We start from the raw sequence: 25,132 nt of genomic DNA, 5'->3' as shown, positions 1-25,132 counted from the left end.
AGCACGATGACCACCATCGAGATCGCCGAGGCGAGCAAGCAATCCACACCACCCTCGCCGGACGGCGATTCCCCGGCGGGCGGAGGTATGACCGCGCTGCTGCGCCCGTACCTGGGCGGATTCGCCGCGGTCGTCGTCCTGCAGATCGTCGGTGCCGTCGCCGGTCTGGCGCCGTTGCTCGCGGTCGTCGAATTGGGACGGACGCTGTTGTCGCCCGGCCCGGTCGATCACGGCCATGTCCGGATGATCGTCGTCGCGGGTGCGGCCGGGTTGTTCGTCCGGCTGCTGTTCACGGCCGCGTCGTCCGGAATCGGGCACCTGCTCGACAGCCGGGTGCAACTGGCCTTCCGCCGGGAACTCGCCGCGCGACTGGGGCGGGTGCCGATCGGCTGGTTCGCCCGGCGCGGCGCCGGCGAGCTGGCGAAGATCGTGGGCAAGGACGTCGGTACCGTGCACCCGCTCATCGCCCACACGCCCGGCGAACTCGTCGCCGCATTCGTCGTGCCGCTGGTGTCGCTGATCTATCTGTTCACCGTGGACTGGCGGCTCACGGTGATCACGCTGCTGCCGGTGGCGCTGGCAGTGGCGCTGGTGCCCTTGATGATGACCCCCGCCCGCCTGCGTGAGCAGAAGGAGTTCGACGCGGGAATGGCGCGCATCGCGAGCGCGACCGTCGAATTCGTGCAGGGTATCCGGGTGGTCAAGGCGTTCGGCTCCGGTGAGCGCGCGCACCGGAAATTCCGCACCGCGGCAGACGATTTCACGGACTCCTTTCTGCGTATGGTGCGCGGTCTGGCCGGACTCGGCGCGGCGATGCAGGTGGTGCTGTCGCCGCCGTTCGTGCTGCTGGTCGTGCTGACCGGTGGCGCGGTCCTGATCACGGGCGGCGCCATGGCCCCGCCGGACCTGCTGCCCTTCCTGCTGCTCGGCCTGGGGTTGACCGCTCCGGTGGCGGCGCTCGGCCACGGCTTCGACGATCTGCAAGCGGCCCGGCGCGCCGTCGGCCGGATCCGGGAAGTGCTCGCGGTGCCGTCGCTGCCGGAGCCTTCGCGTCCGATCGCGCCGCGGGGACATCGGGTGGAACTGCGGGACGTGCGGTTCGGCTACCACACCGAGCACGAGGTGCTGCGCGGCATCGACCTGGTGCTCGAGCCGGGGACGGTCACCGCGGTCGTCGGGCCGTCGGGCAGCGGGAAGTCCACGCTGGTTCAGCTGCTTCCCCGATTCTTCGACCCCACCCACGGCGCGGTCCTGCTGGGCGGTGTCGATCTGCGCGAACTCGGCAGCCGGGCGCTCTACCGGATGGTCTCCTTCGTCTTCCAGGACGTGCGGCTGCTGCGCGCGTCGGTCGCGGACAACATCGCGCTGGCGGTGCCGCACGCCGACTTCGGCGACGTGGTGCGCGCGGCCCGGCTGGCGAACATCCACGATCGGATCCTCGAACTGCCGCGCGGCTACGACACCGTGCTCGGTGCGGAAGCCGAGCTGTCGGGCGGTGAAGCGCAACGGCTTTCGATCGCACGCGCGCTGCTGGCCGACACTCCCGTGCTGGTGCTCGACGAGGCCACCGCCTTCGCCGATCCGCACACCGAGCAGGCGGTGCGCCGAGCCCTGGCGACGCTGGACGGCGATCGGACCATCCTGGTCATCGCCCACCGGCTGGAAACCATCGCCGACGCGGACACCGTCGTCGTGCTGGAGAACGGGTCGATCGTCGAGCGCGGCAAGCCGGGCGAACTGCTGGCCGGCAACGGTAGGTTCGCCGAATTCTGGCGTTCCCACCGGCCCCCGCTCACCGAGAAGACCGAAACCCTCGGCGCCATGCTGCGGCGTGAATTCGGGCCATGGAGCAAGCATGGTGTGCGCGCGCCGTCGTTCGCCGACCAGACACCGCGAGGAGATGAGCTGCGATGATCCGGATGTTGCTGCGCGTGCTCGGACACGAGTACGCCCCGGCCGTACGTCGCACCGTGGCCCTGATGACGGCGACCTCGGTGGCCGAAGGGCTGTCCTACGCTCTCCTGGTTCCGGTGCTGCGAGCCCTGCTCGGGAGCACGCCCGCCGACGCCTGGCCGTGGCTGATCGCCTTCGGGGCGGCGATCGCCTGCTACGCGGCCTTGCGCTATCGCAGCGATCTGTCCGGGTTCCTGGTGGGAACCACGTTGTTGCGCGGCGTCTATCACCGTTTCGGCGATCACCTGGCCCGGCTGCCGCTCGGCTGGTTCACCGCCGGTCGCGTCGGCGAGGTGTCGGTCCTCGCCAGCGAGGGTGTGCTGCAGGCGATGAGCGTGATCGCGCATCTGCTGGCGCCGATGATCTCCGCCTGCGTGACGCCGCTGACGATCGTCGCCGTGCTGCTCGCCTTCGACTGGCACATGGGGCTGGCCGCGCTGGTCGCCGTGCCGGTGGTGGCGGCCATCCAGATCTGGACCGGACGCGCGATGGCCGCCACCGACGCCGACCGCGTCGAGCGCGCCGAGGAGGCCACCGCGAGGGTCGTCGAATATCTCCAGGCACAGCCGGTGCTGCGCGCCGGTGGCCGCACGACCGAACGGTTCCGGCTGCTCGACGACGCGCTGTCGGGACTCGAGCGCGCCTCCCGCCGCGCCGTGCTGTCCGCGCTGCCCGGCATGGTCGGCCTGACGCTCACCGTCCAAGCGCTGTTCACCGTGCTGCTGGCCCTCGGCGCCTACCTCGCGCTCGGCGGTGACGCAGGCGCGGCGGAGATGCTGGCGCTGCTGGTGCTGGTCGCCCGCTGCGCGGATCCGCTGCTGTCGCTGTCGGAGATCGGTGGCAAGCTGCGCAGCGCGCGGACCGTGCTGAGCGGGCTCGACACCGTGCTGCGCGCCGAGCCGCTGCCCGAACCTCGCGAACCGGTTCGGCCGGCCGGCCACGACCTGGCGTTCGAGTCCGTCGTGTTCCGGCACGGCGACCGTACCGTGCTCGACGGCGTGTCGCTGTCGGTCCCGGAGGGGCAGCGGGTGGCCATCGTCGGGCCGTCCGGCGCGGGCAAGAGCACACTGCTGCAATTGCTCGCGCGGTTCTACGACGTGGACGGCGGCGCGGTGCGCGTCGGCGGTGTGGACGTGCGGGCGATCAGCACCGAAGCGCTGCGGGAACGGATCGCCGTGGTATTCCAGAACGTCTACCTGTTCGACGGCACGATCGAGGAGAACGTGCGTCTGGGCCGTCCCGGCGCCGCCGAAGCCGAAGTGCGGGCGGCGGCGACCGCGGCCGGGCTGGACGAAGTGATCGAGCGCCTGCCCGGCGGCTGGGCGACGAACGTCGGCGAGGGCGGCGCGCTGCTGTCGGGAGGTGAGCGCCAACGCGTCTCGATCGCGCGGGCGTTGCTGAAGAACGCGCCGATCGTGTTGTTGGACGAGGTGACCTCCGCGCTGGACCCGGTGAACGAGGCCGCCGTCCACGACGGCATCGAACGGCTCATGGCGGGCCGGACGGTGGTGCTGGTCGCGCACCGGCTGCGGACCGTCCGACGGGCCGACCGCATCGTCTTCCTGGACGACGGCCGAGTCGTGGAAGAGGGCACCCACGACGAGCTGTTGCGCCTCGGTGGCCGCTACGCCGGCTTCTGGGAGTCGTCCACGGTGGGCGCGGCTGCCGAATGAGCGCGGATGTCCGCACCCCGGCGCCACGGCCGCGGTGCGGACATCCCGGCTCGAACCGGACCGATCACGGGGTGCGCTCGTCGTCCTGCGCTGCCCCGCCGCGGGCCGCCCAGCGGCGCAATCCCGCCGGGCTGCGCAGCATCAGCACACCGATGGCGGCGACGGCGATGCCGCGGGGCGCCTCGTAGATGAAACCGGACAGCCCTTGGGTGGCGGGTATCGGCAGGAAGAAGCCGACCATGCCGAGCAGCGTGAGCACGGCGATCCAGCGGGGAATCGCGTTGTGGCGCAGCAGGCTCGCGCCCAGCAGGCCCATACCGGCCAGCATCACCACGCCGCCGATCGAGTTGAACAGCGCGAACGCGGTCGTGTCGATCATGTTGTCGTTGCCCGCGATCAGGTGCGCGGTCCGCGGATCGGACGCGAACGGGTAGGCGACGAACAGTTCGACGGTGAGATGACCGGTCGCGGTGACGATATTGCCGAGCAGATAGGCGACCGTGCCGGCGAATCCGGCCGGGCCGAGTCGCGGTCGCAGCCAGGCGTACATGCCCGGCAGGCCGAGCACGAGCAGGACGGTGCCGATACCGAGCAGCGTCTGCGCGATCGGCGTGCCGGGACTGGTGAGCGCCTCGACCGAATGGCCCTTGCCCGCGACGATCGGGTGCAGTGTGCCGCCCGCCATGCACAGGGCCCCGCCGATGGTCAGCGCGGCGCCGCACATCCGCAGTACAGTCTCGCGAGAGGGGCGGCCGGCCACGGTCCGCTCGTCGCCGGTGGTCGGGGTTGGCAGGAGTGCTTGCGTGTGTGTCATGAGCCAAGGGTCGGCGAGGGCGCTGGTGTGACGCTGGTGCGCGGCGGGTCCGGCGCCGACGCACCCGCCATCGCGGTGCTCGGCCCCTTGGAGGTGCGCGGGCCGGACGGCGCCCGCCGCACCATCCCGGCGCGCAAGCACGCCGACCTGCTGGTGATCCTCGCCGCCGAGCGCACCTCCCGCAGCGCGGATCATCTGTGCGAACTTCTGTGGCGGGGCAACCCGCCCGACAGCGCCCTGGTCACCCTGCAGGGCTACGTGTCGCGGTTGCGGCGGGCGCTGCGGCCGCTGCCCGAAGTCCGGATCGAGACCAGCTCGAACGGCTACGTGCTGCGCTGCGGCGGATCGGGCACCGACCTCGATCTGCTCGACGTGCTGTCCAGGGACGCCAGAGCCGCGTACGCCGACGGTGACGTGGCCGGCGCGGTCGACCTCCTCGAACGGGCGTTACGGCTGTGGCGCGGCGAGGCGCTGGCCGATGTCGGCGACGTCGCCGAACTCGCTCCCGAACGGGCGCGTCTGGACGAGTTGCGCTGTGAACTGGTGGAAATGTGCGCCGAGGGCTTGCTGGTGCTCGGCCGGGCGCGGCACGCGGTCACGCTGCTCACCGACGAACGCGCCCGGCATCCGCATCGCGAGGGCACGGCCCGTCTGCTGGCGTTGGCGCTGCGCGACTGCGGGCGGATCGCGGAGGCGCTGGATGTCCTCGCGCGGTTGCGGCGCACGCTGCGGGACGATCTCGGGCTCGATCCCGCGCCCGACACCGCGCGGGTGGAGAACGAGATCCGTAATCCGGCCGCACCGTCGACGACTCCGGCGGCGGGACGATCCGCCCTCGTCGGACGGGAGGACGTCGCCGCGGTGCTCGACCGCGCCAGGCAACGGTCGCGGCGCGGGCTGACCGTCGTGACGGTGCGCGGCGCGCCCGGCATCGGCAAGACGGCCGTCGTCGAGGACGCCGTGCGACGCCACGGCGACTCGGCCTTCTTCACCGCGGGCAGCAGCGGCGTCGGCGCTGCGGCGCAGGCGACGCTCACGCCGTGGCTGGATCAGGCCGCCCTGGCCGGGCGCGCGGTCCCGGACGTCCCGACACCGCGTGCGCTCGCGGCCTTGTTCGCGGACGTCGCCCGGGAGACCGGCCGCGTGGTCGCGGTCATCGACGACGTGCAATGGGCGGACCCCGACTCGGTGCGGACGATCGCGGCGGCGATGCGGGTGCTGCGCGCCCATCCCGTCCTTCTGTTGCTCACCGTCCGGCCCGAGCCGCTTCCGGCCGAGGTGGAGGCGGCCGTGCGCTTGCTGTGCCGCGCGGGCGCCCATGTCGCGATCGATCTTTCGCCGCTGCCCGACGCGGCGATGGACGAGCTGGTGCGCGCAGGCGCGGGTGCGGCCGGCCTGCGGGTGCGCGCCCAGATCGTCGAGTTGAGCGGCGGCAGCCCTTTCGTGGCGGCGCAACTGTGCGATCTGGTGCGGGCGGGGCGTTCGCTGGACGCCGGGGGCGCCGCCACCGAGATCACGGCGGCGAAACTCGGCGCGGTGTCACTGTCGGCGCGAGCGCTCGCCGAGGTGCTGGCCGTCATCGGCCCGCGGGCCCCGATCGGACTGGCCGCCGCCGCCGACGGCGCGCCCCGCTTCGACGACCGGATCGCCGAACTCGTCGCCGCGCGAGTCGTCACAGTGCGCGACGACGCCGTCGTCTTCGGACACGAACTCGTGCGCGCCGCCGTGCTCGCCACGCTCGGCCGCATGCGAAAGGCGCTGCTGCACAAGCGCATCGCGGAAGCACTTGCCGACCTGCGACCCGGCGCGCTCACCGCGCAGGCGTTGCATCGCAGCGCCGCCGCGCTCGATGCGCCGGACGCCACGGCGGCGCGCGCCTGCGCCGCCGCCGCGCGGGAGGCGTTGTCGCGGGACGCGGCCACCGAGTGCGCCGAGCTCGCCGCCCGTGGCATGCGCCACGCCGATCCCGGCGACGCGGGGTCGGTGATCGAGTTGAATCGGCTGGCGGGACAAGCGCACAACCGCCTCGGCCACTACGACGAGGCCGCCGCGTGCTTCGACCGGGCCGGGCGGCGATGTGGTGAGCGCCGCGACTGGTCTGGGCTGGCGCGCACCGCCCTGCTGGCCGCGCCGCGCGGGGTGGCCGGGTACTTCTCCGGATACGGTGTGGTGCAGGCGGGTTCGTCGGGACTGCGGGCGCAGGCGCTGGCTCATCGCCTCGACCTCGACGCCGATCTGGTCGCGGAGGTGGAGGCGATCGAGGCCGCCGATCGCGCGATTCACGGACTCCCTGGCGATCTCGACGCCCTGGCCGAGGCGCGGGCGCGCAGCGCACCGGGCAGCCGGTCGTGGCCGCAGGTGCTGCTGGCGGAGTTCGTGTGCAATTGGGATCCGGTCACCGTGGCCGACCGGCGCAAGATCGCCGAGGAACTCGAGGAACTCGCGGGTCACGACCGTGCGGTCCGGGCGACAGCGGTTCATCTGCGGCGGATCTGCGCGTTGGAGGCGGGTGACATGCGGCTGGTCCGCCGGTTGTCGGCGGAGTTCGCGCGCTTGGCCGCCGACGGCGGCACCGACCTCGCGGCCACCCAGTTGTGGTGGCAGGTGATGCTCGCGGTGCTGCGCGGCGACTACGGCCGGTCCCAGGAGTTGATGGCGCGCTTCGCCGCCGACCTCGGGACGGTCGACGATCGGGCCCGCCTGCTCGCCGAGGCCTCGGTGCTGACGAGCAGTTCGATCGAGTTGTGGCACCGCGGACGCCTCGGCGAAGCACTGGCCGAGGCCGATCGCATGGCCGAGGATTTCGACGAGGACTTCGCGCTCGTGGTCGCGATGGCCGCGGCGGAACTGGGTGACCACGAGCGGGCGATGGCGTCGATCGAATCGATCGTCGCCCTGCCGGGAAGGTGGCACGGTCCGCGTGTCGTCGTGCGGGTGCCGCTGCTGATCGAAGCGTTGCTCACGGTGGGTCAGCGCGCGCCAGGGCAGCGCGACCGGGTGGTCGAGCTCACCGCCGGACTGGAACCGCTCACCCAGGGGTGGGGCGAGACGCTGCTGGTGCAGTGGCCGGGACTGGTGTGTCTCGGTCCGTCCGGGCTCTACCGCGGAACCGCGCGCGGAATCCTCGGTCTCCCCGGCGCGCGCGACGAAGTACTCGCGGCACGCGACCGCGCGCGGGCACTCGGCGCGCGACCGTACGAGTCACGCGCCGACGACCGCCTGACCCGATGGCCGTTCGCCTGAGAACTTCGTTCAGTGCTGCTTCTCCAGCCAATCCCGGTAGTGCGTCGGGGCCAGACGCGCGCCGGGGCCGGCGGTGAGAACGTCGCCGGAGACGGCGGCGAACATGCCCGCGGTGTCGTCGGTGACGACGGTCCTGCTGTCGCGCCGGGCGGCCAGGGTGAGCCTGCCCAGGTCGTCGAGACGGAAGACCTCCGGACCGGCGACATCGCGGACTCCGCCCAGCGGCGCGCCGGTGGCGACCTCCACGACCGCGTCGACCACGTCCGCGGCGGCCATCGGCTGGATCGGGGTGGCGGGCAGCCGGACGGTGTCGTCGTCGGAGGTCCAGGACAGCACCGCGTCCATGAACTCGAAGAACTGGGTGGCGCGCACGATGGAGTACGGCGTCGGGCCCAGCCGCACCAGGTCCTCCTGCAAGGTCTTGGCCCGGTAGTAGTCCAGCTCGGGCACCCGGTCGACGCCCACGATCGACAGCACGACCTGATGTCCGACACCGGCCTTCTCGCCGGCATCGAGCAGGTTGCGCATGGAGATGCGGAAGAAATCCACCGACGCCTCGTCGAAGGTCGGGGAGTTCGCCAGGTCGATGACGACGTCGGCTCCCTCCAGCGCCCGGTCCAGGCCCTCTCCCGTGATCAGGTCGACACCGGTGGACGGCGCCGCAGGCACGGCCTCGTGCCCGGCCGCGGCCAGCTTCCCGACCACCTGCGAGCCGATCCGTCCGGTGCCGCCGATGACTGTCAGTTTCATGGTTGTCGCCTTTCCCGGCGCGGCAGGCACGCGAGCCGCGATTCACGCAACCGTTACCGGTTCGTTCGGTCGCCGTTGTGCTCACTCCTCGGTTTCCATGTGCGAATCCATCCGCGAGAGGATCTCCTCGATCCGGTCGCGCACCCACAGGATCAGCCGGTCGCTGCCCATGGCGGTGGCGATCGGCGCCGGGTGATCCAAGGGCATCACATAACGTCCGTCGTCGGGCAGGTCCCGCCACAACAGGCCCGCTTCGATCCGTCCCCGCGGCCCGTACTTCGAGCGGCCCTGCAGCACTTTGACGATTCCCGTGCTGACGGCGGGGGTGTCGAAGAACGCGGCGCTGCGGAACACGTCGTCGGCATCGTCGTCGTTGTCCGAGATCGTGGCGGCGGGGCGGTCCGGCTCGGGTTCGGGCCGGGCGGCGGGGAGCGCGAGACGGATGGCGTCGAGCCCACCGGCCCCGCAACGGGGAAGGAGCCCGACCACCGTGTCGGCCAAGGCGTGTGGATCGCATTCGAAGGCGTCGAATCCGCCGCTGTGCGCGAGCGTCTCACCCGGCCGCTGGGTGATCACGTACCCGCGCGCCCGGTGCCGGACCGCGTGCACCCTGACGCGCGTTTCGGGATTGCCGAAGTCCTGGTCGTTCCACGCGTGCGCGACGAGGAAGACGTCGGGTTTGGCGATCGCGCCCGCCAAGGCGTCCAGATCGTGGTCGAGCCGCCGCAGCAGCCGCTGCCGGACCTCGGCCTTCTCCTGCTCGTAGTCCGCCGCCAGCCGAGTGCGGCTGGTGAAGACGAACGGCGCGGGCAACTCGCCCTGCCTGACCTCCTCGCAGAGCAGATTGAACTCCAGATCGGTGAATTCCCAGAGCCGGTTCACGAGTCGACCACCGGCTTCACGCGGTCGGGCACGGCGCCGATGGCGTCGTCGAGATGGACCTTGGACTGCAGGAATTTGGCGGGCTTGTGGGCGGTGTTGCCCTGCCCGGCGCCACCACCCGCGGCGCCGGGCGCTCCCATCATCGGCGCGCCCGCGGGCACGCCGTCGTGCCGCGCGGCCGCCGCGGCGGGATAGACCGGAGCCTCGGCGCCCGGCAGCGACGCACGCGGAAACAGCTGTGCCGCACGGGATTGCTGCGTCGGATGCTCCGACAGTCCGGCCCCGACTCCGGTTCCAGGACCGCCGGGGGCCGAGCCCGCACCGCCCGCGCCCGCGGCGTCGACGGGCGGGTGCCCGGCCGCGAGCGCGTCGGGATCGAACTGCCGCAACAGTTCCTGCAATTTCTCCGCGCCCGGCAGCGTGCTCCCGAATCGGGTCAGCGTGTCCAGACCCTCGGTCAGCGCCTTTCCGAGCTGCCCGAGAAATTCCCGGCCCGCGGAGGCGAGCGAACCGGCGCCTTGCGCCGCCCCCGACGCCGTGTCCTGCGCGGCGAGGCCGGCCCCTGCGGAGGACGGGCCGTCCGTGCGGGTCGCCGCCGCGAGCGCCTGCTCGTCCAATGCCCGGGGCAGGTTCTCCAGGACCGACCGCACGCCCGCCGGGTCCACTCCGCTGAGTTCCGACAGCGCGTTCTCGTCGACGACATCGGGAATGCTGTCCAGGATCGAGCGCACCTGCTCCGGCGGCAGCCCGGTGAGTTGCGCCAGGGTGTCCTCGTTCAGCAGGCCCGGGAGGTTGTCGAGCACCGACCGCACCTGTGCCGGGTCCGCGCCCGTCGCCCGCGCCAGCGCGTCTTCGAGGGACGCCGGATCCGCGCCGGAAGCCGTGCCACGGGATCTCGCCGGTGACCCGCCGGACGAGCCGTCCGTTCCGGCGGACATGCGCGGCAGCGGGACCGAACCCAGCGAGGGCACCTCCGGCATGCCGCTGCTCGCGGCGGATTCGGGCTGTCCGCCGGAGGACACACCGCCACGAGGCAGCGCCGAACTTCCCGTCCCGCCGGACCCGCGCGGGGGCGGTGTGTTGCCCTGGGACCCGGCGGCGCCGCCGAACAGGCCTGCGGGACCGGAACCGGACGCGCCGCCCGGCGATCCGTCTTCCGACTGCGAGCCGAGGCCGGCGGCGTCGTAGCCCGCGGGCAGGGAGCCACCGGTTGCGGGCGAAGCGCCCGCGGTCTGCGTGTCGGCGCCGGGGACGCCGGCTCCGGAACCAGGACCGGAACCGGCGCCTTCGGAGCCGCCCTGGCCCTGTCCGGCTGCCAGCCCCTCGCGGTAGCCCTCTTGGTAACCCGCCTGATAGTCCTGGCTCGGGTTCTGGTCGCCGGCGCCTTCGTCTCCGTAGCCGGTGCGCTGCCTGCGGCCCGCGGTCGTCTGATCCTGCACTTGTCCGTTGGGGTTGTCACCGGGCGCGTTCTGGTTGCCGCCCGGCTGGTTCTGGTTGCCGCCCGGTCGGTTCTGCCCCTGCCCGCCGGGCTGCGGTGTGGCGATGGGCCCGTTCACCACCGGCATCACCGACACCGTGTTCTTCATGCCCTCGCCGTAGTGCTTCTGCCACTCGTTGCGGTACCGCCGGGTCACCCTCCCCGGGCAGCAGTCCCCGGGATCCGGTGTCGCCGGCATGCTCAGTTTGGTCAGGTGCAGCCACTGCGCCGTGTAGTCGAGATTCTGGCTCATCGCGATCATCGACGTGATCAGCGGCTGCACGCCGTCGGAGTAGGACCTGACCGCGTCCGCGGCCGCGGCGGCGCCCTGCCCCTCCCACGCCTCGGTACCGGCGGAGATCACGGTCACGAAATCGTTCAGCCTGCTCAGCAGGTCGTTGGCCAGACTGTGCCAGGCGCCGGCCGCGGCGAGCACCGGTTGCGGATCGAGATCGCGCCCCAGCTCGTACAGTTCGGCGAAGCTGAGACTGTCCTTGTTCTCGATGTTGGCCGTGACGCCGGAATCCTTCGCGCCCTGATAGTCCTTCAACGAGGAAGGAAAACTCTCGGCGTTCGCCTTCTCGACGTGGGTGTTGCCGTCCCCGTCCGTCCAGGAGAAACCACCGTTGGGTTTGTCGAATTCGGCGTCGGGCGCACCGGGGGCCTTCTTGCCCGGCGTGTAGGGCGTCGCCTCGGTCGGCATCTTCAGCGCGCTGAGCGCCTTGAAGGTGTCCCCGGAATCCCCGTCGGTCTTCGTGTACGCCTTGCCCGCGGCGATGTAGGTCTCACCCATGTCGGTGACGATCTTCGCGTGGTCGCCGAGGATCGTGTGCAGGCGAGAACCTTTGGTGGTGAACGCCATCGCCAGCTGCGCGCCGGAGGTCAGCGTGCCGATCGGCGCGAAGTTGTTCAGCCGCAGGTCGGTCACCGCGGCGGCCATCCCGAGCAGATCGTCGACCAGCTCGGCGCAGGCCCGGGCCGCGGCGAGGGCATCGGCCGGGTCGAACGTCAGATACCCCGCCTTCGCCTGGTTCTCCAGGCCGGACCACGTGTTGGATTCGAGGGCCATCGTCATCTTCCTCCGCCGGGGATCGGGTCCCCGCTCCTTCGGATGTGCACCGCGTCGTCAGTCGTCGTTGTCGGCGACCACCGACCGCGGTCCCGCGACGCCGGAATCGTCGACAGGCCAGCGCGCCGGATCGGGCGGCGTCGTCGGCGGGGCGGGTGCGGTCGGCATGAGCGCGCCGAGATCGGGAGCGCCTTCGATGATCTCGGACAGCTTGGGCAGCGCGTTCTTCCGTTCCAGCAGCGGCGCCATCAGGTCCCTGCTCCGCTGGGCGACCTCGGCCGCCGCCTGCTGCACGGCCGCCGTCACGGTGTCGGCGATCTCCTCGATGCTCAGATCGAGGACGTCGTCGGCGAACCTGGTGGCGATCAGGATGCCGTCGGCGTTCACCGTCACCTCGATGCGTTTGTCGCAGGCGGTCACCGTCGCGGTGAGCTGCGAACGCTGCTTCTGGAGTTCGGCGATTCCGCGCAACTGCTCGCCGAGCCCCTCCAGCATCGTGGCCATGTCCGCGTGCAGGCGTTCGTTCACCATGTGCCGCTCACCCGCCCAGCTGTCCGCCCGACGCCTGGTCGGTGCCGGTCAACGAGTCCGCGGCCGCGCGCTGGCCCTCCGACATGTCGTGGAGGGTTTGCGCGGCGCCCGTCGCGCCGTCGAGCAGGTTCTTTCGAGCCGCCTGATAACCCTTGTCGCCTTGCGCGAACTTCCTGCCCCGTTTGTCGTCGCCCCACGGCATCGTGGTGGCATCGGATTCGATGCCGCCCAGCGTGTTCCGCAGTCTCTCGGCGATGGCGGTGACCTTGGTCGACAACTCCCCGGTCAGCTCCGATGCCCGGCGCAATTTCTCCGGGTCGACCTCTACTCGATCGGCTGCCATGGCACTCCCTTCGATGTCGGCGGTCTAGAGGGTGAACGAAACATCGACGTCCTCGGGGCCTGCGGGGGCGGCTCGTGTGTCGGCCTGCGGGGGAGGGTGCCCCGGCAGCCAGTCGCTCGGCTGCGAGGCACCGCCGGGAGGCGGCTGGAAGGGGCCGGGCAACGGCTCCACCGAGGGCCACTGTTTCGGACGGGCCTTGCCGCGCAGATCTTTACCCTCACCGAGGAACGGCTCGTCGGCGCTGGTGGCGATCGGGTTCCCTTGCGTGCCCGAGGAACCGGTGACCTGCGAACCCGCGGGGCTGGGGCCGCCACCGGACGAGGCGTGTCCGCTGGGTGCGGGCGTCGCGGGCGGTGGCGTAACGGGGGGCGGGGACACCGGAATACGCGCTGCCCCGGAAGATCCCGATCCCGTGGTGCCGGGTGGCGGGCCTCCGGTGGAACTCCAGCCGTCCACCGACGACTCCCACGAGGTAGGGGGCCGACCGGTGAAGTGACCGGACCCGCCCGCGCCGGAACCGGTGGAGTAGCTGGAGTTCGATCCCGAGGAACTCGTGCCGACGTCGTGGTAGACGCTGTGGCCTGATCCGGTGCTGATGGTGTCGGGGGTGCCGGGCCGGATGGACGGTCCGCCTCCGCTGTATTGACTGGTTGCGTCGTGGTAGACGCTGGGGCCCGATCCGGTGCTGACGGTGTCGGGTGTGCCGGGTCGGGCGGACGGTCCGCCTCCGCTATATGTACTCGGGGGGTCGTAAAACACGCTGTGCCCGGACCCGCTGCTGATGGTGTCGGGGGTGCCGGGCCGGAAGGATGGTCCGCTTCCGCTGTATTGACTGGTGGCGTCGTGATACACGCTGTGTCCAGAGCGGCCCGAGTGGGTGGACGCGGCACCGCCGCTGCCGACAGCGGAGACCGGGCGCGAGCCGCCGGATGCCGAGCCGTCGGGATGCGGTGCCGGGGTGCCGGTGGAACCGGCGACCGTGGACGCCGCGGGCGACGACCGCCCGGCCGACGCGCCGGTGGCCGTCGACGCGGGCCTGCTCCCGCCCGCGCCGGTGTGCGACGCCGACCTGCTCCCGCCGGTTCCAGTGGACGACCCGTCGTGGACCGGTGGGCGTCCGGTGTTGCCGGTCGACGGTTTCGGCATCCAGACGTAGGAGCGGATGTCCCCGCGCCCCGGCGGAATCGGTGTGCCGAGCGCGAATCCGCCGCGTGCTCCGCCGACCAAGCCGCCGCGCGCGATGCCGCCGACCCAGCCCGGACCCGATGAGAACGACGACCAGTCACCGGTGACCGCCCCCGCGGCCACGTTCCCGAACACGGTGCCGACCGCGCCGGAGGCGCCGCCGATCACGGCGCCGCGGCCGACCCGACCGAATACGTTGTCGAGGTTCTTGCCCGCGACTTTGTCGATGCCTTTGCCGAGATACCGCCCGAACTCGCGGCCGGGGATCACGCCCGCGACACCGGCGAGGATGGACAGTCCGAACTCGCCGCCGTTGAAGTGGCGGCGCTTGCCCGCCGCCAGCTGGCCGACCTGCACCGCTCCGTTGATCGTCCCGGTGATGGCGGCGGCCTCGATCGCCCGCACGCCGTAGACGCCGTAGCCCTTCGCCGTCGGCAGCACCGGCCGCAACTGCACCGCGCGCGTCCAGAAGTGCCGCTTGACCGTCGGGGCGCCGAGCCGGGCGGCGATATTCGTGATGATCTTCTGGACGAAGTCCTCGAACACTTTGAGAAAGGACCGGGTGGTGGTGATCGCGGCCGCTTCGACGGCGGGCGCGGTCGGCGGGAACAGCCAGGCCCAGAGGATCTCGAGCGCGAGCCAGGCCAGGGTGACGATCACGGTGATCTTGGTCGCCTGGATCTCGGTGCCCATGTCGAACGCGCTGTCGCCGACCGTGCTCATCAGCTTCGCCAGCTCCTCCAGGGATTGATCCCCGGCGCGCAGGACGTCGTAGCGTGCGCCCATCGCGGCCCCGCCTTCACCCTGCGAGTAGGCCGACACCGTGGTCTGCTCGGCCTCATCGATGGCCGTGAGCAGCGCCTGGAGTTCCTTGCTCGCCGTCTTCCATGCCTCCGAGACCGCCCATGCGGCGTCCTCGTCACCCTTCGGCCAGGTCGTGCCCGCCACCCAGGCCAGCCACTGCAACCCGTCGGGCAGGTAGATGGTCACCGTTGCTCCACGGCGGTGCCGAAGCGCCCTCTCGGGTTGCTTCCCACAGTTCGCCTCCTCGGCGGTCGACGTCATCGGATTACACCGCGGTGAGTTGAACCTTCATCAAAGACCGGGCGAATTCTCGTCGCGCACAGCATGAATCGATGGGCCGACTCGAAAAGTCGCTTTCGACAGCACCATTCGTTTCCCGCGCGGTGGTAGCCTCGCGCCGCGAACGAGGAGGTGCCACGTCGTGACCGCAGCCGAGCCGCCGTCCGCGGACGGACCCACCCCACCGGATCCGGCGAGCCGCCGGATCGCCGAGTTGCTGACCGGGCTCGCGCCGCGGGGCGGCCACGAGATCCACGCGGTCTTCGTGCTGACGGTCGCCGCCGAGCTGGCGTCGGTCGTCGCCACCGACGCGGAGGGACGCACGGTCCAGATCCTGCCTCCGGAGGAGGTGCTGGCGTTGGTTCGCAGGCACCGGGAAGCGTCGGCCGCCCAGCCCGGTGGCCCCTGGTGGCGGTATCTGCTTCTGGTGTCGGCATCCGGTGTAGTGCGGACGGATTACGACTACGGCGACGAACCGTTCCCCGACGACCACCTTTTCCCGGCCGAGGTCTATCGAGCGGATCTCGAAGTATTTCCGCGGGACCGGCTACCGGTGTGGCTCGCCGCCCATATCGGGCATGCCGATCGGCAGTCGCGGCCGGCGGAGACGGCGGCCGGGGCGGAGCCGGGCGCGGCGGTGGTGGAGGAGGGACTGCCCGCGCTGCCGTTGCTCGTGGCGCGCTGGGCGGTGCTGTCGGCGGCCTTCGTGGCGGTGGGCTCCCCGTGGGGTCCGCGGGTCCTGCCCGCGCTCGGCTTGTTCGAAGGGGCCGAGCACAGCGGTTCCTCGCTGTGGATCGTGCCCGGCGACCGGGCGGTGCTGTCCGGCGGCGTGTGGAACGATCCTGTTCTCGACGCCGTCTACAACGCCGGGGCGCCGATGCCGGACCTCTACGCGGGCGCGCCGATCTGGGTGGCGAATCCGCTGCTGAACCCGCGCGCGGGCATCGGGCTGCTGTCCTTCTGTTACTGGTGGGATGGCGGCCGGTGGTTCCGCGGTGCCTCGCCGCCCGCCGCGGAGGTCGCCGCGGCCGTACCCGCTGTGTGGAGCGGGGAGAACACCGCCGCCATAGTGGCCGCGCTGGTCGAGGACCAACCGGGCGCCCGGGCCCGCGAGGCGGCGTTCGGTCTGGTGCTCGCCGCCGAGCGCGGGGAGATCGATCGCGCCGCGCTGGCCGAGGTCTTCGGCGCGGGCGATATCGAAGACGCCCACCTCCAGCTGATCATGGCCGGAGTCGCCAGCGGGTGATGGGGTCCGCGCAGACCAGGTCGCCCGGCTTCGCCCCCCGAGGGGCCGAGGACGACGCGGCCCTACCGTCGGCGCGCAGGAGTCCGGAGGATTCAGGAGTTGCGCGGTGGGTGCCAGATCCCTCGTCAGCGGCACACACCGCGCGGTCGCCGGGCCGCGACGTGCGCCCTGGCCCGGTACGCGAGCTGGCGGACCGCCGCCGGGCTCCTGCCGACGGCTTCGGCGATCGCGTCGTAGCTCAGATCGAACACCTCGCGCAGCACGAACACCGCACGCTCGATCGGCGTCAACGTCTCCAGCACCAGCAGCATCGCCATCGACACGCTGTCGGCCGGTTCGACGTCCTCGGCCACGTCGGGCGCGGTGAGCAGCGGTTCGGGCAGCCAGGGGCCGCCGGAGGACTCTTTGCGCCGCCCCAGCGTTCGTAGCCGGTCGAGCGATTGGCGGGTGACGAATCCGGACCAGGTAGGCCCGCTGATCCCGGACGGTGCCGAGGTCGACGCCCGCCCACCGCAGCCAGGTCTCCTGCAGGACGTCTTCGGCGTCGGCGGCCGAGCCGAGCATCTCGTAGGCGAAGATCGTTCGGGGTCAGCCGGAGTTGTGCAGGGCGCTGGCCAAAGCGCGTAGGGCGGGAACCGCGGCCAGCAAGGCGTCGACCTCGTCTTCATCGACGGTGGACAGCGCGTCGACAACCAGCTGGGTGCGTGCCGCGTCGATGCGGGCGGCATTCTCGATCGCCTTGGACGTGGGCAGGATCCGGCTGCTGCGCCGATCGGCCGGGTCCGTCTCGCGTTCGATCAGTCCCAGCTCGGTCAGGTGGCGCAGCACGGTGCTGACGTTGCTGGGTTGCATGCCGGTCACGGCGGCCAGGCGCCCGGGGACCGTGCCCGGCTCGTGCACGATCACGCGGAGCACCTCGGCTTGGGCCTGGGTGAGCGGCTCCACCCTGGTCAAGCGCTCGGCCGCGCGATGAACGGCGCGTGACAGCTCCCGCAGTGCGGCGTCGAGTTCGCGGAGGTCGGATTCACGACTCATGCCCCCCATGGTAAGTTACTTATGCATAAATAAGTATCTGGAGGTGTCGACGTGCTGAAATCGACCGCACCGGGGGTCAACGGACCGCTGCTGGTGGTGCTCGGCCTGCTGTCCGCGGTGGCGCCGTTCGCGACCGACATGTATCTGCCCTCGTTCACCGGGCTGGCCGCCGATCTGCACACCAGCGCGTCGAGCGTGCAATTGACGCTGACGACCTTCCTGATCGGGTTGGCGCTGGGGCAGCTCGTCATCGGGCCGCTGTCCGACCGGTTCGGACGGCGGCGGCCGCTGTTGCTGGCCACGGCGACCGCGACCGTGCTGACGGTGCTGTGCGCGCTCGCGCCGAACATCTGGCTGCTGGTGGTGCTGCGCTTCGCGCAAGGCTTCTCGGGCGCGGCCGGGATCGTGATCGGTCGCGCGGTGGCGGCCGACCGTGTCAGCGGCGCGGCCGCGGCGCGGATCTTCACCCTGTTCGCCAGCATCGGAGGCATCGCGCCGGTGGTCGCGCCGCTGCTCGGCGGCGCGCTGGTCCCGGTCGGCTGGCGCAGCGAGTTCTGGGTCCTCAGCGCGATCTTCCTGGTGATGTTCTGCGGTGCGCTGCTGGTCGTGCCGGAATCACTGCCGGTCGAACACCGCCACGTCGGCGGGCTCGCCGCCACCGCCCGTGTCGTGCGAACCCTGGTGGCCGACCGCGGCTACCTCGGCTACACCCTCGTGTTCGCGCTCGGCTTCGCCGGGTTGATGGGTTACATCTCGGCGTCCCCGTTCGTGATCGAGAACGTGCTCGGGCTGTCGACCACCGAGTACACCGTGGTCTTCGCCGTCAACGCGCTGGGCATGATGGCCGTCGGGGTGCTGAGTTCGCGGCTGACCAAGCGTGTGCGCCCGCAGGTCATCCTCTCCGCCGGGCAGGGCGTGATCCTGGCCCTGAGTGTCGTGCTGCTGGTCCTGTTCGCCGCGGGCGCATCGGCGGCGCTGATTCTGCCGGTGCTGTTCTTCCTGGTCAGTTCGTTCACGGCGATTCTCGGCACGGCCAGCGCGCTGGCCGTCGGCCGGGCGCCACACGCCGCGGGTAGCGCGTCGGCATTGCTGGGCGCGCTGCAATTCCTGCTCGGCGCGCTGGTGTCCCCGCTGGTCGGGCTGGGCGGCACCGCGACCGGCATCCCGATGGCGGTCACCATCGTGATCAGCGCCGCGCTGGCGCTCGCCGCCCGGCTGCTCGTCCGTGGCACGGCTGCGGTCGTGGCGGTGCGGCGCGAAAACGAGACCGTCGCCGCATGATCCGCGGGGGTCGGCGCTGCGCTCCCCGATGCCGCCCGAGGACGACGTGACTCCGTCCAGCGCGCCGGGAGGCTCGGCACCGGTGCTTGTCACTCGGCCCGCAGCCACGGGTCCCGCATCACCCGCTACGTGTCGTCCTCGGGAGCGGCGATCGTCAGAACCGCGTCGGCGATATGCGGATTGCGTTCGAGCTCCCGCTCGAGCGAGCGCAGCGTGAGCGCGATGCTCGACTCGGCCGGATCGCCGACCAGGTCGACGCTGGCGACGAGGAAGACCTGCCGGGGCCCGACGTACTCCAAGCGCACGAAGCGCACCGCGGCCACTTCGGGCATTTCCTCGATGCGGGCCGCGGCGGCGGCGCGGAGTTCGGGCGAGGCGGGCTCGCCGGTCAGGAAGCGCCGGTTGCGGTCGATGAGTACGACGGCGATCACCCCGAGCAGCACGCCGACGAGCACCGATCCGAGCGCGTCCCAGACCGCGGCGCCGGTGAGCTGGTGCAGTCCCATTCCCGCGAACGCGATGACGATGCCGATCAGCGCCGCGCTGTCCTCGGCGAAGACCGCCCGCAATGTGGGATCGGAGGTCTCCAGCACGTACTCGAGGATGTCCTGATCGAAGCTCTCGGCCTCGCCGCCGAGTTGCCGGGTGGCCTGCAGCCACGAGGCGCCCTCCAAGACGAACGCGAGCCCGAGCACGAGGTAGGCGATCGCGTAATCCTGTCCGCTGTCACCTTCGTGCAGCAGTTCGGTGATGCCGTGCCACACCGATACCGCGGCGCCTGCGACGAAGAGACCCACCGCCGCAAGCAACGACCAGACATACGCCTCGCGCCCGTACCCGAGTGGCCGTTTCGCGTCGGCGGTGCGAGTGCTGCGACGGTTGGCGACCAGGAGGAAGATCTGGTTGCCGGTGTCGGCCCACGAATGCGCGGCCTCGGCGACCATCGACGCCGAGCCGGACAGCGTCGCGGCGACCGTCTTCGCCACCGCCACCGCGACGTTGGCGCCGAAAGCGACGATCACCGTGCGCGTGCTCTCCCCACCGGCCGTCGGCGCGGATTTCTCGTCGTGGAAGGCGTTCGCTCGCTCCATCTACGCCAGTCTGGCACGAACCGCCCCGGACTCTGTTTGCCCCACCACATGCCGGGTACGCGCGGGTGGTGATCAGGCATGACCGCATAGCCGAACCCTGGGGTCACCGGACACCGTACCAACCAGGGGAGCCGTGGCCCGTCCGCGTGGACATGCATCTGGCCGACGGAGTCGACGAGCGGGACGTCGAGAAGTGGGTGCCCTCGGCGTCGATCCTGCACAGCAATGGCGACGCGATGGACATCGCCGTGCGGGACGGCGGCATCGTCGGGGTGCGCGGACGTGCGGGAGACCGGGTCAACCACGGTCGGCTCGGACCGAAAGACCTGTTCGGATGGCAGGCGAACGCCTCGCCCGACCGGCTGACGAAGCCGTTGATCCGCGTCGGCGGGCGCTTGGTGGAGACCGACTGGGACACGGCGATGAACCGCATCGTCCAGCGCAGCAAGGAATTGCTCGCCGAGCGGGGGCCGAGTGCGCTGGGTTTCTACACCAGCGGACAGCTGTTCCTGGAGGAGTACTACACCCTCGGTGTGATCGCGCACGGGGCGATCGGCACCAACCATGTCGACGGCAACACGCGGTTGTGCACCGCCACCGCGGCCCAGGCCCTCAAGGAATCGTTCGCCAGCGACGGTCAGCCCGGCAGCTACACCGATGTCGATCACGCCGACGTCATCGCCCTGTTCGGACACAACGTCGCCGAAACCCAGACCGTTCTGTGGACGCGCATGCTCGACCGCCTGGCCGGAGCGAAACCGCCCGCGTTGCTGTGTGTCGATCCGCGCCCGACACCCGTGGCCAAGGCCGCCACCGTGCATCTGGCTCCGCTGCCGGGAACCAACGTCGCGCTGATGAACGGCCTGCTGCACGAGATCATCGAGCACGACTGGATCGACCGCGACTACATCGACGCCAACGCCGTCGGATTCGACGAATTGGCCGCGGCGGTAGCCGAATACACCCCCGAGCGCGTGGCCGAGATCTGCGGTGTCGCCGCCGCGGACGTGCGCAGGGCGGCGGAATTGCTCGGCACCGCGCGGCGGCTGCTGTCGACCGTGTTGCAGGGCTTCTACCAATCCCACCAGGCGACGGCAGCGGCAGTGCAGGTCAACAACATTCACATCGTGCGCGGGATGCTGGGCAAGCCCGGCTGCGGGATATTGCAGATGAACGGCCAGCCCACCGCCGAGAACACCAGGGAATGCGGAGCCGACGGCGACTTGGCCGGCTTCCGCAACTGGGCCAACGACGAGCACGTCGCCGAATTGGCGAAGCTGTGGAACATCGAGACCCACCGCATTCCGCACTACGCGCCGCCGACGCACGCGATGCAGATCTTCCGCTACGCGGAGCAGGGCACGATCCGAATGCTGTGGATCAGCGCCACCAACCCCGCGGTGTCGCTGCCGCAGCTGTCGCGCATCCGGTCCATCCTCGCCCAGGAGAGGCTGTTCGTGGTGGTGCAGGATCTGTTCCGCACGGAAACGGCCGAACTGGCCGATGTCGTCCTGCCCGCCGCGACCTGGGGCGAGAAGACCGGCACCTTCACCAACGCCGACCGGACCGTGCACATCTCCGAGAAAGCGGTCGATCCGCCGGGCGAGGCGCGAGCGGATCTGGAGATCTTCCTCGACTACGCCCGGCGCATGGACTTCCGCGACAAGGACGGCGACCCGCTGCCGCCGTGGCGCGACCCCGAATCGGCGTTCGAGGCATGGAAGAGGTGCAGCGCGGGCCGGCCCTGCGACTACACCGGGATCACCTACGAACGCCTGCGCGGCGGCGGCATCCAATGGCCGTGCAACGACCGGTATCCCGATGGCGCCGAGCGATTGTACGAGAACGGCGAGTTCTTCGCTGCCCCGCAATACTGCGAAAGCTACGGCAAGGACCTGATCACGGGAACGCCGGTGGAACCGACCGAGTACCGCGCGCTCAATCCCGACGGCAAGGCGATCATCAAGGCGGCCCGCTTCGTGCCGCCGCATGAGCAGCCCAGCGAGGAGTATCCCTTCGCCCTGATCACCGGCCGCACCCTGTATCACTTCCACACCCGCACCAAGACGGCTCGCGCGCCGCAGTTGCAGGCCGCAGCGCCGCAGGTGTGGGTGGAACTGTCCAGCCGCGATGCGGCGGAACTCGGTGTGGCGGAGGGCGATATGGTGCGGATCTCCTCGCCGCGCGGCGCGATCCGGGCACGGGCGCGGATCACGGGCATTCGTGCCGGCGTGCTGTTCGTGCCGTTCCACTACGGCTACTGGGACCAGCCGGACGGCGAGCGCGAGCACCAGCGGGCAGCCAACGAAATGACCGTCACCGATTGGGATCCCGCCTCGAAACAGCCGATCTTCAAGACCGCAGCCGCCCGGCTCGAACGGCTCGCGGGCGCGCACGGGCACCCGGCGCCCGCGCCCACCGCCACCGCGTCCGCGCCGACCACACCAGGCATCGCCGCCACCGTGGGCGGCAGCGCAGCGCTCGACGACGAACTGCTCGAGGTCCCGAACCGATGAAACTCCGCATCGCGCTGCGCGAACTGCACCGATCCGAACGCAAACTCGCCCGGGAGTTGTCCGGCATCGCCGCACGCCACGTCACCGAGCACGAGGTCCGCCACGTGGCCCTGGATATCCGGCGCTGGTCGGTAGACCACATCGCGGCTCTCGCCGAGGTAGGCCGTCGATACGAACTGAACCTCCGGGCCGAGCCCCGCGCCGAGACCTTCGGCGCGGGACTGCAAGAGCGCGTGAGCACGCTGCTGGGCCGCCGGCCGGAACCGGCTCTGCTGCTGCTGGCGGATCTGCGTCGTCTGCACCGCGTCGCGGCCGGTGTGTCCTTGGATTGGGAACTGCTGGCCCAAGGGGCCCAAGCGGCACAGGACATCGAGTTGGTCGAACTCTGTCAGCGTTGCCACCCGCAGACGCTGCGGCAACTGCGCTGGGCGAACGGCATGCTCAAGACGCTGTCGCCGCAGGCGTTGGTCAGCTGACGGCGCTCGCCTGCCTTCTGTCGTCGACAGCTGCGGCGCCGACGAGCCGTTGTGGCCTGGGAATCGCCGAAGGGGGGCCATCGCCACCGAGGTTCCCCGCTGAAGATCGGGTGTGTCGATAGCCGTCATATATCGGGCCGTTGTCCAGCGGTAAATGAACCTGGTTTGCTGCCGGTCGCTCGTCTGCTTGCGTGACGAAAACCTAAGGTTCTGCGAGAAGCCTTGCTGGCCATCACAACTCGCCGAACCGCAACTCGCTTGGTTGCGCCGTCAACTTTGGTTCCCAAACGACCGTCTCCTTCCTAGAATGAGCCGACAAACAACGGCACACTGATTGAGTGCACGGTGGTCAGGCTGGGCCGGCGGTTCCTCCCACCGTCGACGATGGGATTCGACATGGTTGTGAGTTCAGCGGAACCGTCGGACTGGTCCTTCGAGCGCAAAGGCGCCGAGTGGGTCGCGGACGAGGAGCGCCGAGGCAAGCCACGCGCCCTGTTCTGGCCGTGGGCGGGTACCAGCTGCAATGTGGTGCTGGTGTCGTTCGGTCCGTATGTCACCGCGCTGGGCCTGGACTGGCATCTGGCGGCGCTGGCCGCGGCGGTGGGTGGGGTGCTCTCCTTCCTGCTGCTCGGTTTGGTGTCGCTGGCCGGGCAGCAAGGGGGCGCGGCGACCATGGTGGCGGGCCGGGCCGCGTTCGGATTCCACGGCAACAAGATCCCGGCGCTGCTGAGCTACCTGGCGCTGGTCGGATGGGAGACGTTCTCGGCGGTGCTGGCGACCCTCGCGGCCCGCACGGTGGCGCATCGGCTCGACCCGGATATGGACACCGCGCCGCTCATGGTCGCCACGCTGGTGACCGTCATCGTGGTGACCACGGTGATCGGCATCTACGGCTGTCATGTGATCCTGCGGATCCAGAAGTGGTTCGCTCTGGCATTCACCGCGCTGTCGGTGGTCTATATCGTGCTGACGCTGCCCAGGATCTCGTTCGCCACACACGGGCAGGTGAGCGTCGGCGCGTTCGTGGGCGGGGTGATGCTCGTCGCGAACACGCTGGGCTTGAGCTGGGTCAACTGCGCGGCCGACTACACCCGCTATCTGCCGCGCACCGCGCGGAAGGGCGCGCTGGTCGGCTGGATCACGTTCGGTGGCACCGCTCCCGCCCTGGTTCTGATGGGATTCGGCACGGTGCTCGCGGCGGGTGATCCCGAGGTGGCGGCGACGGCCGCCACCGATCCGATCAGCGCCCTGTCGGCCCACTTGCCCACGTGGTTCCTGGTGCCCTATCTGATCCTGGCGCTGGTGGGCTTCGTCTCGGGCTCCATCATCGGTCTCTACTCCTCGGGGCTGGCGCTGCAGACGTTGGGCGTCCGGATCTCCCGGCACTACACCGTCCTGATCGATGCCGCCCTGATCGCCGCCGCCGGTGGCTATGTGGCCTTCGCGGCGCCGGGTTTCTTCGCGCCGTTCCAAGCGTTCCTGACCACCACCGGCGTGGTGATGGCCGCGTGGGCCGGAATCTTCGTGGTGGACCTGTGGCAGCGCCGCCGTATCGGTTACGACCGGACGTCCCTCTACAGCCCGCTCGGCGGCTACGGAAAGGTCAACCGCGTCGGGGTCGGCTGTCTGATCGTCGCGACCATCGCCGGGCTCGGCCTGGTCACCTCGCCCGATCCGCATGTCGGTCCGCTGCTGGGTTACCTGTTCACGCCTGCCGCCCGCGCGGGCGGCCTCGGCAGCAGCAATCTCGGGGTCTTCGTCGCGCTGGTCGTCGCGAGCGTGGGCTACGCGGCGCTGCACCGGGTGCGTCCGCTCGCGCGGGCGAGCGCGGCCGAGCGGATCGGGCACCGCGACGCGGAGCCGGTCCGAGTCACCGTGTAGAGCGCCGTCCCCGTCCTCACGTGTGTGCGGCGATCCGCCGGTCGATCACCGACAGCGCGAACTCCGCCCAGCGAATGTTCTCCTGCTCGAAGGAGATTCCGCGCAGCAGCGTGAGGTAAGGGCCGACTCGCTCGGCCTCGGCCAGGTACGCCTGCTCGCTGCGGCCGTCCAGCAGCCGGGAGCGCAGGCGTTCGTACCGGGCCAGTTTCGACTTCGACCACTCCAGCTTGCCTGCCACCGCGGCGCGCACGGCGGGGGCGTCCTCGGCGACCATGCCCTGCACCTTCACCATCAACTCGTCGCGGATGGCGGTGGGCTTGGCCGGCTTCTCGACGAATTCCCGCAGGGCCGCCCGCCCGGCCGGGGTGATGGCGTGCAGGCGCTTGTTGGGCCTGCGCTCCTGCTGCACGACCCGGGTCTCGATGAGGCCGTCGGCGGCCATGCGTTCCAGTTCCTTGTACAGCTGCTGGGGCGTGGCCATCCAGAAGTTGGCCACCGAGGCGTCGAAGCTCTTGGCCAGGTCGTAGCCGGACGCCTCGCCCTCCAGCAGGGCGGCCAGCACCGCGTTGCGTAGCGCCATCCGCCCAGGCTAACACTTCGGAT

The 25,132-nt window shown here is 70.8% G+C and carries 18 protein-coding genes and 1 pseudogene; 8 read left to right on the top strand and 11 right to left on the bottom strand.

Annotation, left to right across the window (positions count from 1 at the left end):
- Positions 1-6: 6 nt before the first annotated feature.
- Both ACH49X_RS25580 and ACH49X_RS25575 read left to right on the top strand, forming a co-directional pair.
- Positions 7-1,914, top strand: a complete 1,908-nt coding sequence (locus tag ACH49X_RS25580; protein ID WP_357206444.1) for an ABC transporter ATP-binding protein — start codon at positions 7-9, stop codon at positions 1,912-1,914.
- Positions 1,911-3,626, top strand: a complete 1,716-nt coding sequence (locus tag ACH49X_RS25575) for an ABC transporter ATP-binding protein (protein WP_357106113.1) — start codon at positions 1,911-1,913, stop codon at positions 3,624-3,626. Before ACH49X_RS25580 ends, ACH49X_RS25575 begins: the two co-directional genes overlap by 4 nt.
- A gap of 64 nt (positions 3,627-3,690) precedes the next feature.
- Here the strand turns inward: ACH49X_RS25575 and ACH49X_RS25570 are convergent, their stop codons facing one another.
- On the bottom strand, positions 3,691-4,440 hold the full coding sequence (locus ACH49X_RS25570) for a hypothetical protein (RefSeq protein ID WP_195081511.1): 750 nt from the start codon (positions 4,438-4,440) through the stop codon (positions 3,691-3,693).
- 27 nt (positions 4,441-4,467) lie between these two features.
- Here ACH49X_RS25570 and ACH49X_RS25565 point away from each other — a divergent pair, with 27 nt between their 5' ends.
- Entirely contained in the window at positions 4,468-7,683 is a 3,216-nt protein-coding gene (locus tag ACH49X_RS25565; protein ID WP_357106116.1) for a BTAD domain-containing putative transcriptional regulator, read from the top strand.
- Positions 7,684-7,692: 9 nt separating this feature from the next.
- Here ACH49X_RS25565 and ACH49X_RS25560 read toward each other — a convergent pair whose 3' ends face one another.
- The 6 genes from ACH49X_RS25560 to ACH49X_RS25535 form a co-directional block, all read right to left on the bottom strand.
- A complete protein-coding gene (locus ACH49X_RS25560; protein WP_357106119.1) occupies positions 7,693-8,433 on the bottom strand; it encodes an NAD(P)H-binding protein in 741 nt (246 codons plus the stop codon).
- 81 nt (positions 8,434-8,514) lie between these two features.
- Positions 8,515-9,315, bottom strand: coding sequence for an ESX secretion-associated protein EspG (locus ACH49X_RS25555; RefSeq protein ID WP_195081514.1), 801 nt, complete (start codon positions 9,313-9,315; stop codon positions 8,515-8,517).
- Positions 9,312-11,861, bottom strand: coding sequence for a PPE domain-containing protein (locus ACH49X_RS25550; protein WP_357206442.1), 2,550 nt, complete (start codon positions 11,859-11,861; stop codon positions 9,312-9,314). Before ACH49X_RS25550 ends, ACH49X_RS25555 begins: the two co-directional genes overlap by 4 nt.
- A 57-nt stretch (positions 11,862-11,918) precedes the next feature.
- Positions 11,919-12,392 (bottom strand): YbaB/EbfC family nucleoid-associated protein, encoded by a 474-nt coding sequence (locus tag ACH49X_RS25545; protein ID WP_195081516.1) that lies wholly within the window; start codon positions 12,390-12,392, stop codon positions 11,919-11,921.
- Between the two features lie 7 nt (positions 12,393-12,399).
- The gene (locus ACH49X_RS25540; protein ID WP_195081517.1) at positions 12,400-12,735 is read right to left on the bottom strand and encodes a hypothetical protein; all 336 of its coding nucleotides are present in this window, start codon (positions 12,733-12,735) and stop codon (positions 12,400-12,402) included.
- Between the two features lie 24 nt (positions 12,736-12,759).
- Positions 12,760-14,910 carry a hypothetical protein gene (locus ACH49X_RS25535; protein ID WP_357206441.1) on the bottom strand — a complete coding sequence of 717 codons (2,151 nt, stop codon included), beginning with the start codon at positions 14,908-14,910 and terminating at the stop codon, positions 12,760-12,762.
- Between the two features lie 235 nt (positions 14,911-15,145).
- Here ACH49X_RS25535 and ACH49X_RS25530 point away from each other — a divergent pair, with 235 nt between their 5' ends.
- Complete coding sequence (locus tag ACH49X_RS25530) at positions 15,146-16,249, top strand: hypothetical protein (RefSeq protein ID WP_357206439.1); 1,104 nt, start codon at positions 15,146-15,148, stop codon at positions 16,247-16,249.
- Between the two features lie 134 nt (positions 16,250-16,383).
- Here ACH49X_RS25530 and ACH49X_RS25525 read toward each other — a convergent pair.
- Positions 16,384-16,813, bottom strand: a pseudogene (locus ACH49X_RS25525) (sigma-70 family RNA polymerase sigma factor); the annotation flags it as partial.
- 24 nt (positions 16,814-16,837) lie between these two features.
- A complete protein-coding gene (locus ACH49X_RS25520; RefSeq protein ID WP_195081520.1) occupies positions 16,838-17,284 on the bottom strand; it encodes a MarR family winged helix-turn-helix transcriptional regulator in 447 nt (148 codons plus the stop codon).
- Between the two features lie 51 nt (positions 17,285-17,335).
- Here ACH49X_RS25520 and ACH49X_RS25515 point away from each other — a divergent pair, with 51 nt between their 5' ends.
- Positions 17,336-18,565, top strand: a complete 1,230-nt coding sequence (locus ACH49X_RS25515) for a multidrug effflux MFS transporter (RefSeq protein WP_323124296.1) — start codon at positions 17,336-17,338, stop codon at positions 18,563-18,565.
- Between the two features lie 125 nt (positions 18,566-18,690).
- Here ACH49X_RS25515 and ACH49X_RS25510 read toward each other — a convergent pair whose 3' ends face one another.
- Positions 18,691-19,656 carry a cation transporter gene (locus tag ACH49X_RS25510; RefSeq protein ID WP_357206437.1) on the bottom strand — a complete coding sequence of 322 codons (966 nt, stop codon included), beginning with the start codon at positions 19,654-19,656 and terminating at the stop codon, positions 18,691-18,693.
- A gap of 71 nt (positions 19,657-19,727) precedes the next feature.
- Between ACH49X_RS25510 and ACH49X_RS25505 the strand changes: the two genes are divergently transcribed.
- From ACH49X_RS25505 to ACH49X_RS25495, 3 genes are all read left to right on the top strand, one after another.
- Positions 19,728-22,172 (top strand): molybdopterin oxidoreductase family protein, encoded by a 2,445-nt coding sequence (locus tag ACH49X_RS25505; protein ID WP_195081782.1) that lies wholly within the window; start codon positions 19,728-19,730, stop codon positions 22,170-22,172.
- Positions 22,169-22,648, top strand: a complete 480-nt coding sequence (locus ACH49X_RS25500; protein ID WP_357206435.1) for a hypothetical protein — start codon at positions 22,169-22,171, stop codon at positions 22,646-22,648. The genes ACH49X_RS25505 and ACH49X_RS25500 overlap by 4 nt, the downstream gene beginning before the upstream one ends.
- Positions 22,649-23,044: 396 nt before the next feature.
- On the top strand, positions 23,045-24,529 hold the full coding sequence (locus tag ACH49X_RS25495) for a cytosine permease (RefSeq protein WP_195081523.1): 1,485 nt from the start codon (positions 23,045-23,047) through the stop codon (positions 24,527-24,529).
- Between the two features lie 16 nt (positions 24,530-24,545).
- On the opposite strand, the gene ACH49X_RS25490 is transcribed toward ACH49X_RS25495, so the two are convergent.
- Positions 24,546-25,109: a PadR family transcriptional regulator gene (locus ACH49X_RS25490; RefSeq protein WP_195081524.1), complete on the bottom strand. Its 564-nt coding sequence runs from the start codon at positions 25,107-25,109 to the stop codon at positions 24,546-24,548.
- Between the last annotated feature and the right edge of the window lie 23 nt (positions 25,110-25,132).

Source organism: Nocardia sp. NPDC019323, assembly GCF_044389845.1.
GTDB lineage: Bacteria > Actinomycetota > Actinomycetes > Mycobacteriales > Mycobacteriaceae > Nocardia > Nocardia implantans.
Note: the sequence above shows the minus strand (reverse complement) of the source record. Positions and strands in the feature narration are given on the sequence as shown.

Excerpts from the sequence above, each read along its gene's own strand:
- ACH49X_RS25580 (WP_357206444.1), top strand. The coding sequence starts at position 7 with ATGACCACCATCGAGATCGCCGAGGCGAGCAAGCAATCCACACCACCC.
- ACH49X_RS25575 (WP_357106113.1), top strand. The coding sequence starts at position 1,911 with ATGATCCGGATGTTGCTGCGCGTGCTCGGACACGAGTACGCCCCGGCC.
- ACH49X_RS25570 (WP_195081511.1), bottom strand. The coding sequence starts at position 4,440 with ATGACACACACGCAAGCACTCCTGCCAACCCCGACCACCGGCGACGAG.
- ACH49X_RS25560 (WP_357106119.1), bottom strand. The coding sequence starts at position 8,433 with ATGAAACTGACAGTCATCGGCGGCACCGGACGGATCGGCTCGCAGGTG.
- ACH49X_RS25550 (WP_357206442.1), bottom strand. The coding sequence starts at position 11,861 with ATGGCCCTCGAATCCAACACGTGGTCCGGCCTGGAGAACCAGGCGAAG.
- ACH49X_RS25545 (WP_195081516.1), bottom strand. The coding sequence starts at position 12,392 with ATGGTGAACGAACGCCTGCACGCGGACATGGCCACGATGCTGGAGGGG.
- ACH49X_RS25540 (WP_195081517.1), bottom strand. The coding sequence starts at position 12,735 with ATGGCAGCCGATCGAGTAGAGGTCGACCCGGAGAAATTGCGCCGGGCA.
- ACH49X_RS25520 (WP_195081520.1), bottom strand. The coding sequence starts at position 17,284 with ATGAGTCGTGAATCCGACCTCCGCGAACTCGACGCCGCACTGCGGGAG.
- ACH49X_RS25510 (WP_357206437.1), bottom strand. The coding sequence starts at position 19,656 with ATGGAGCGAGCGAACGCCTTCCACGACGAGAAATCCGCGCCGACGGCC.
- ACH49X_RS25500 (WP_357206435.1), top strand. The coding sequence starts at position 22,169 with ATGAAACTCCGCATCGCGCTGCGCGAACTGCACCGATCCGAACGCAAA.
- ACH49X_RS25495 (WP_195081523.1), top strand. The coding sequence starts at position 23,045 with ATGGTTGTGAGTTCAGCGGAACCGTCGGACTGGTCCTTCGAGCGCAAA.
- ACH49X_RS25490 (WP_195081524.1), bottom strand. The coding sequence starts at position 25,109 with ATGGCGCTACGCAACGCGGTGCTGGCCGCCCTGCTGGAGGGCGAGGCG.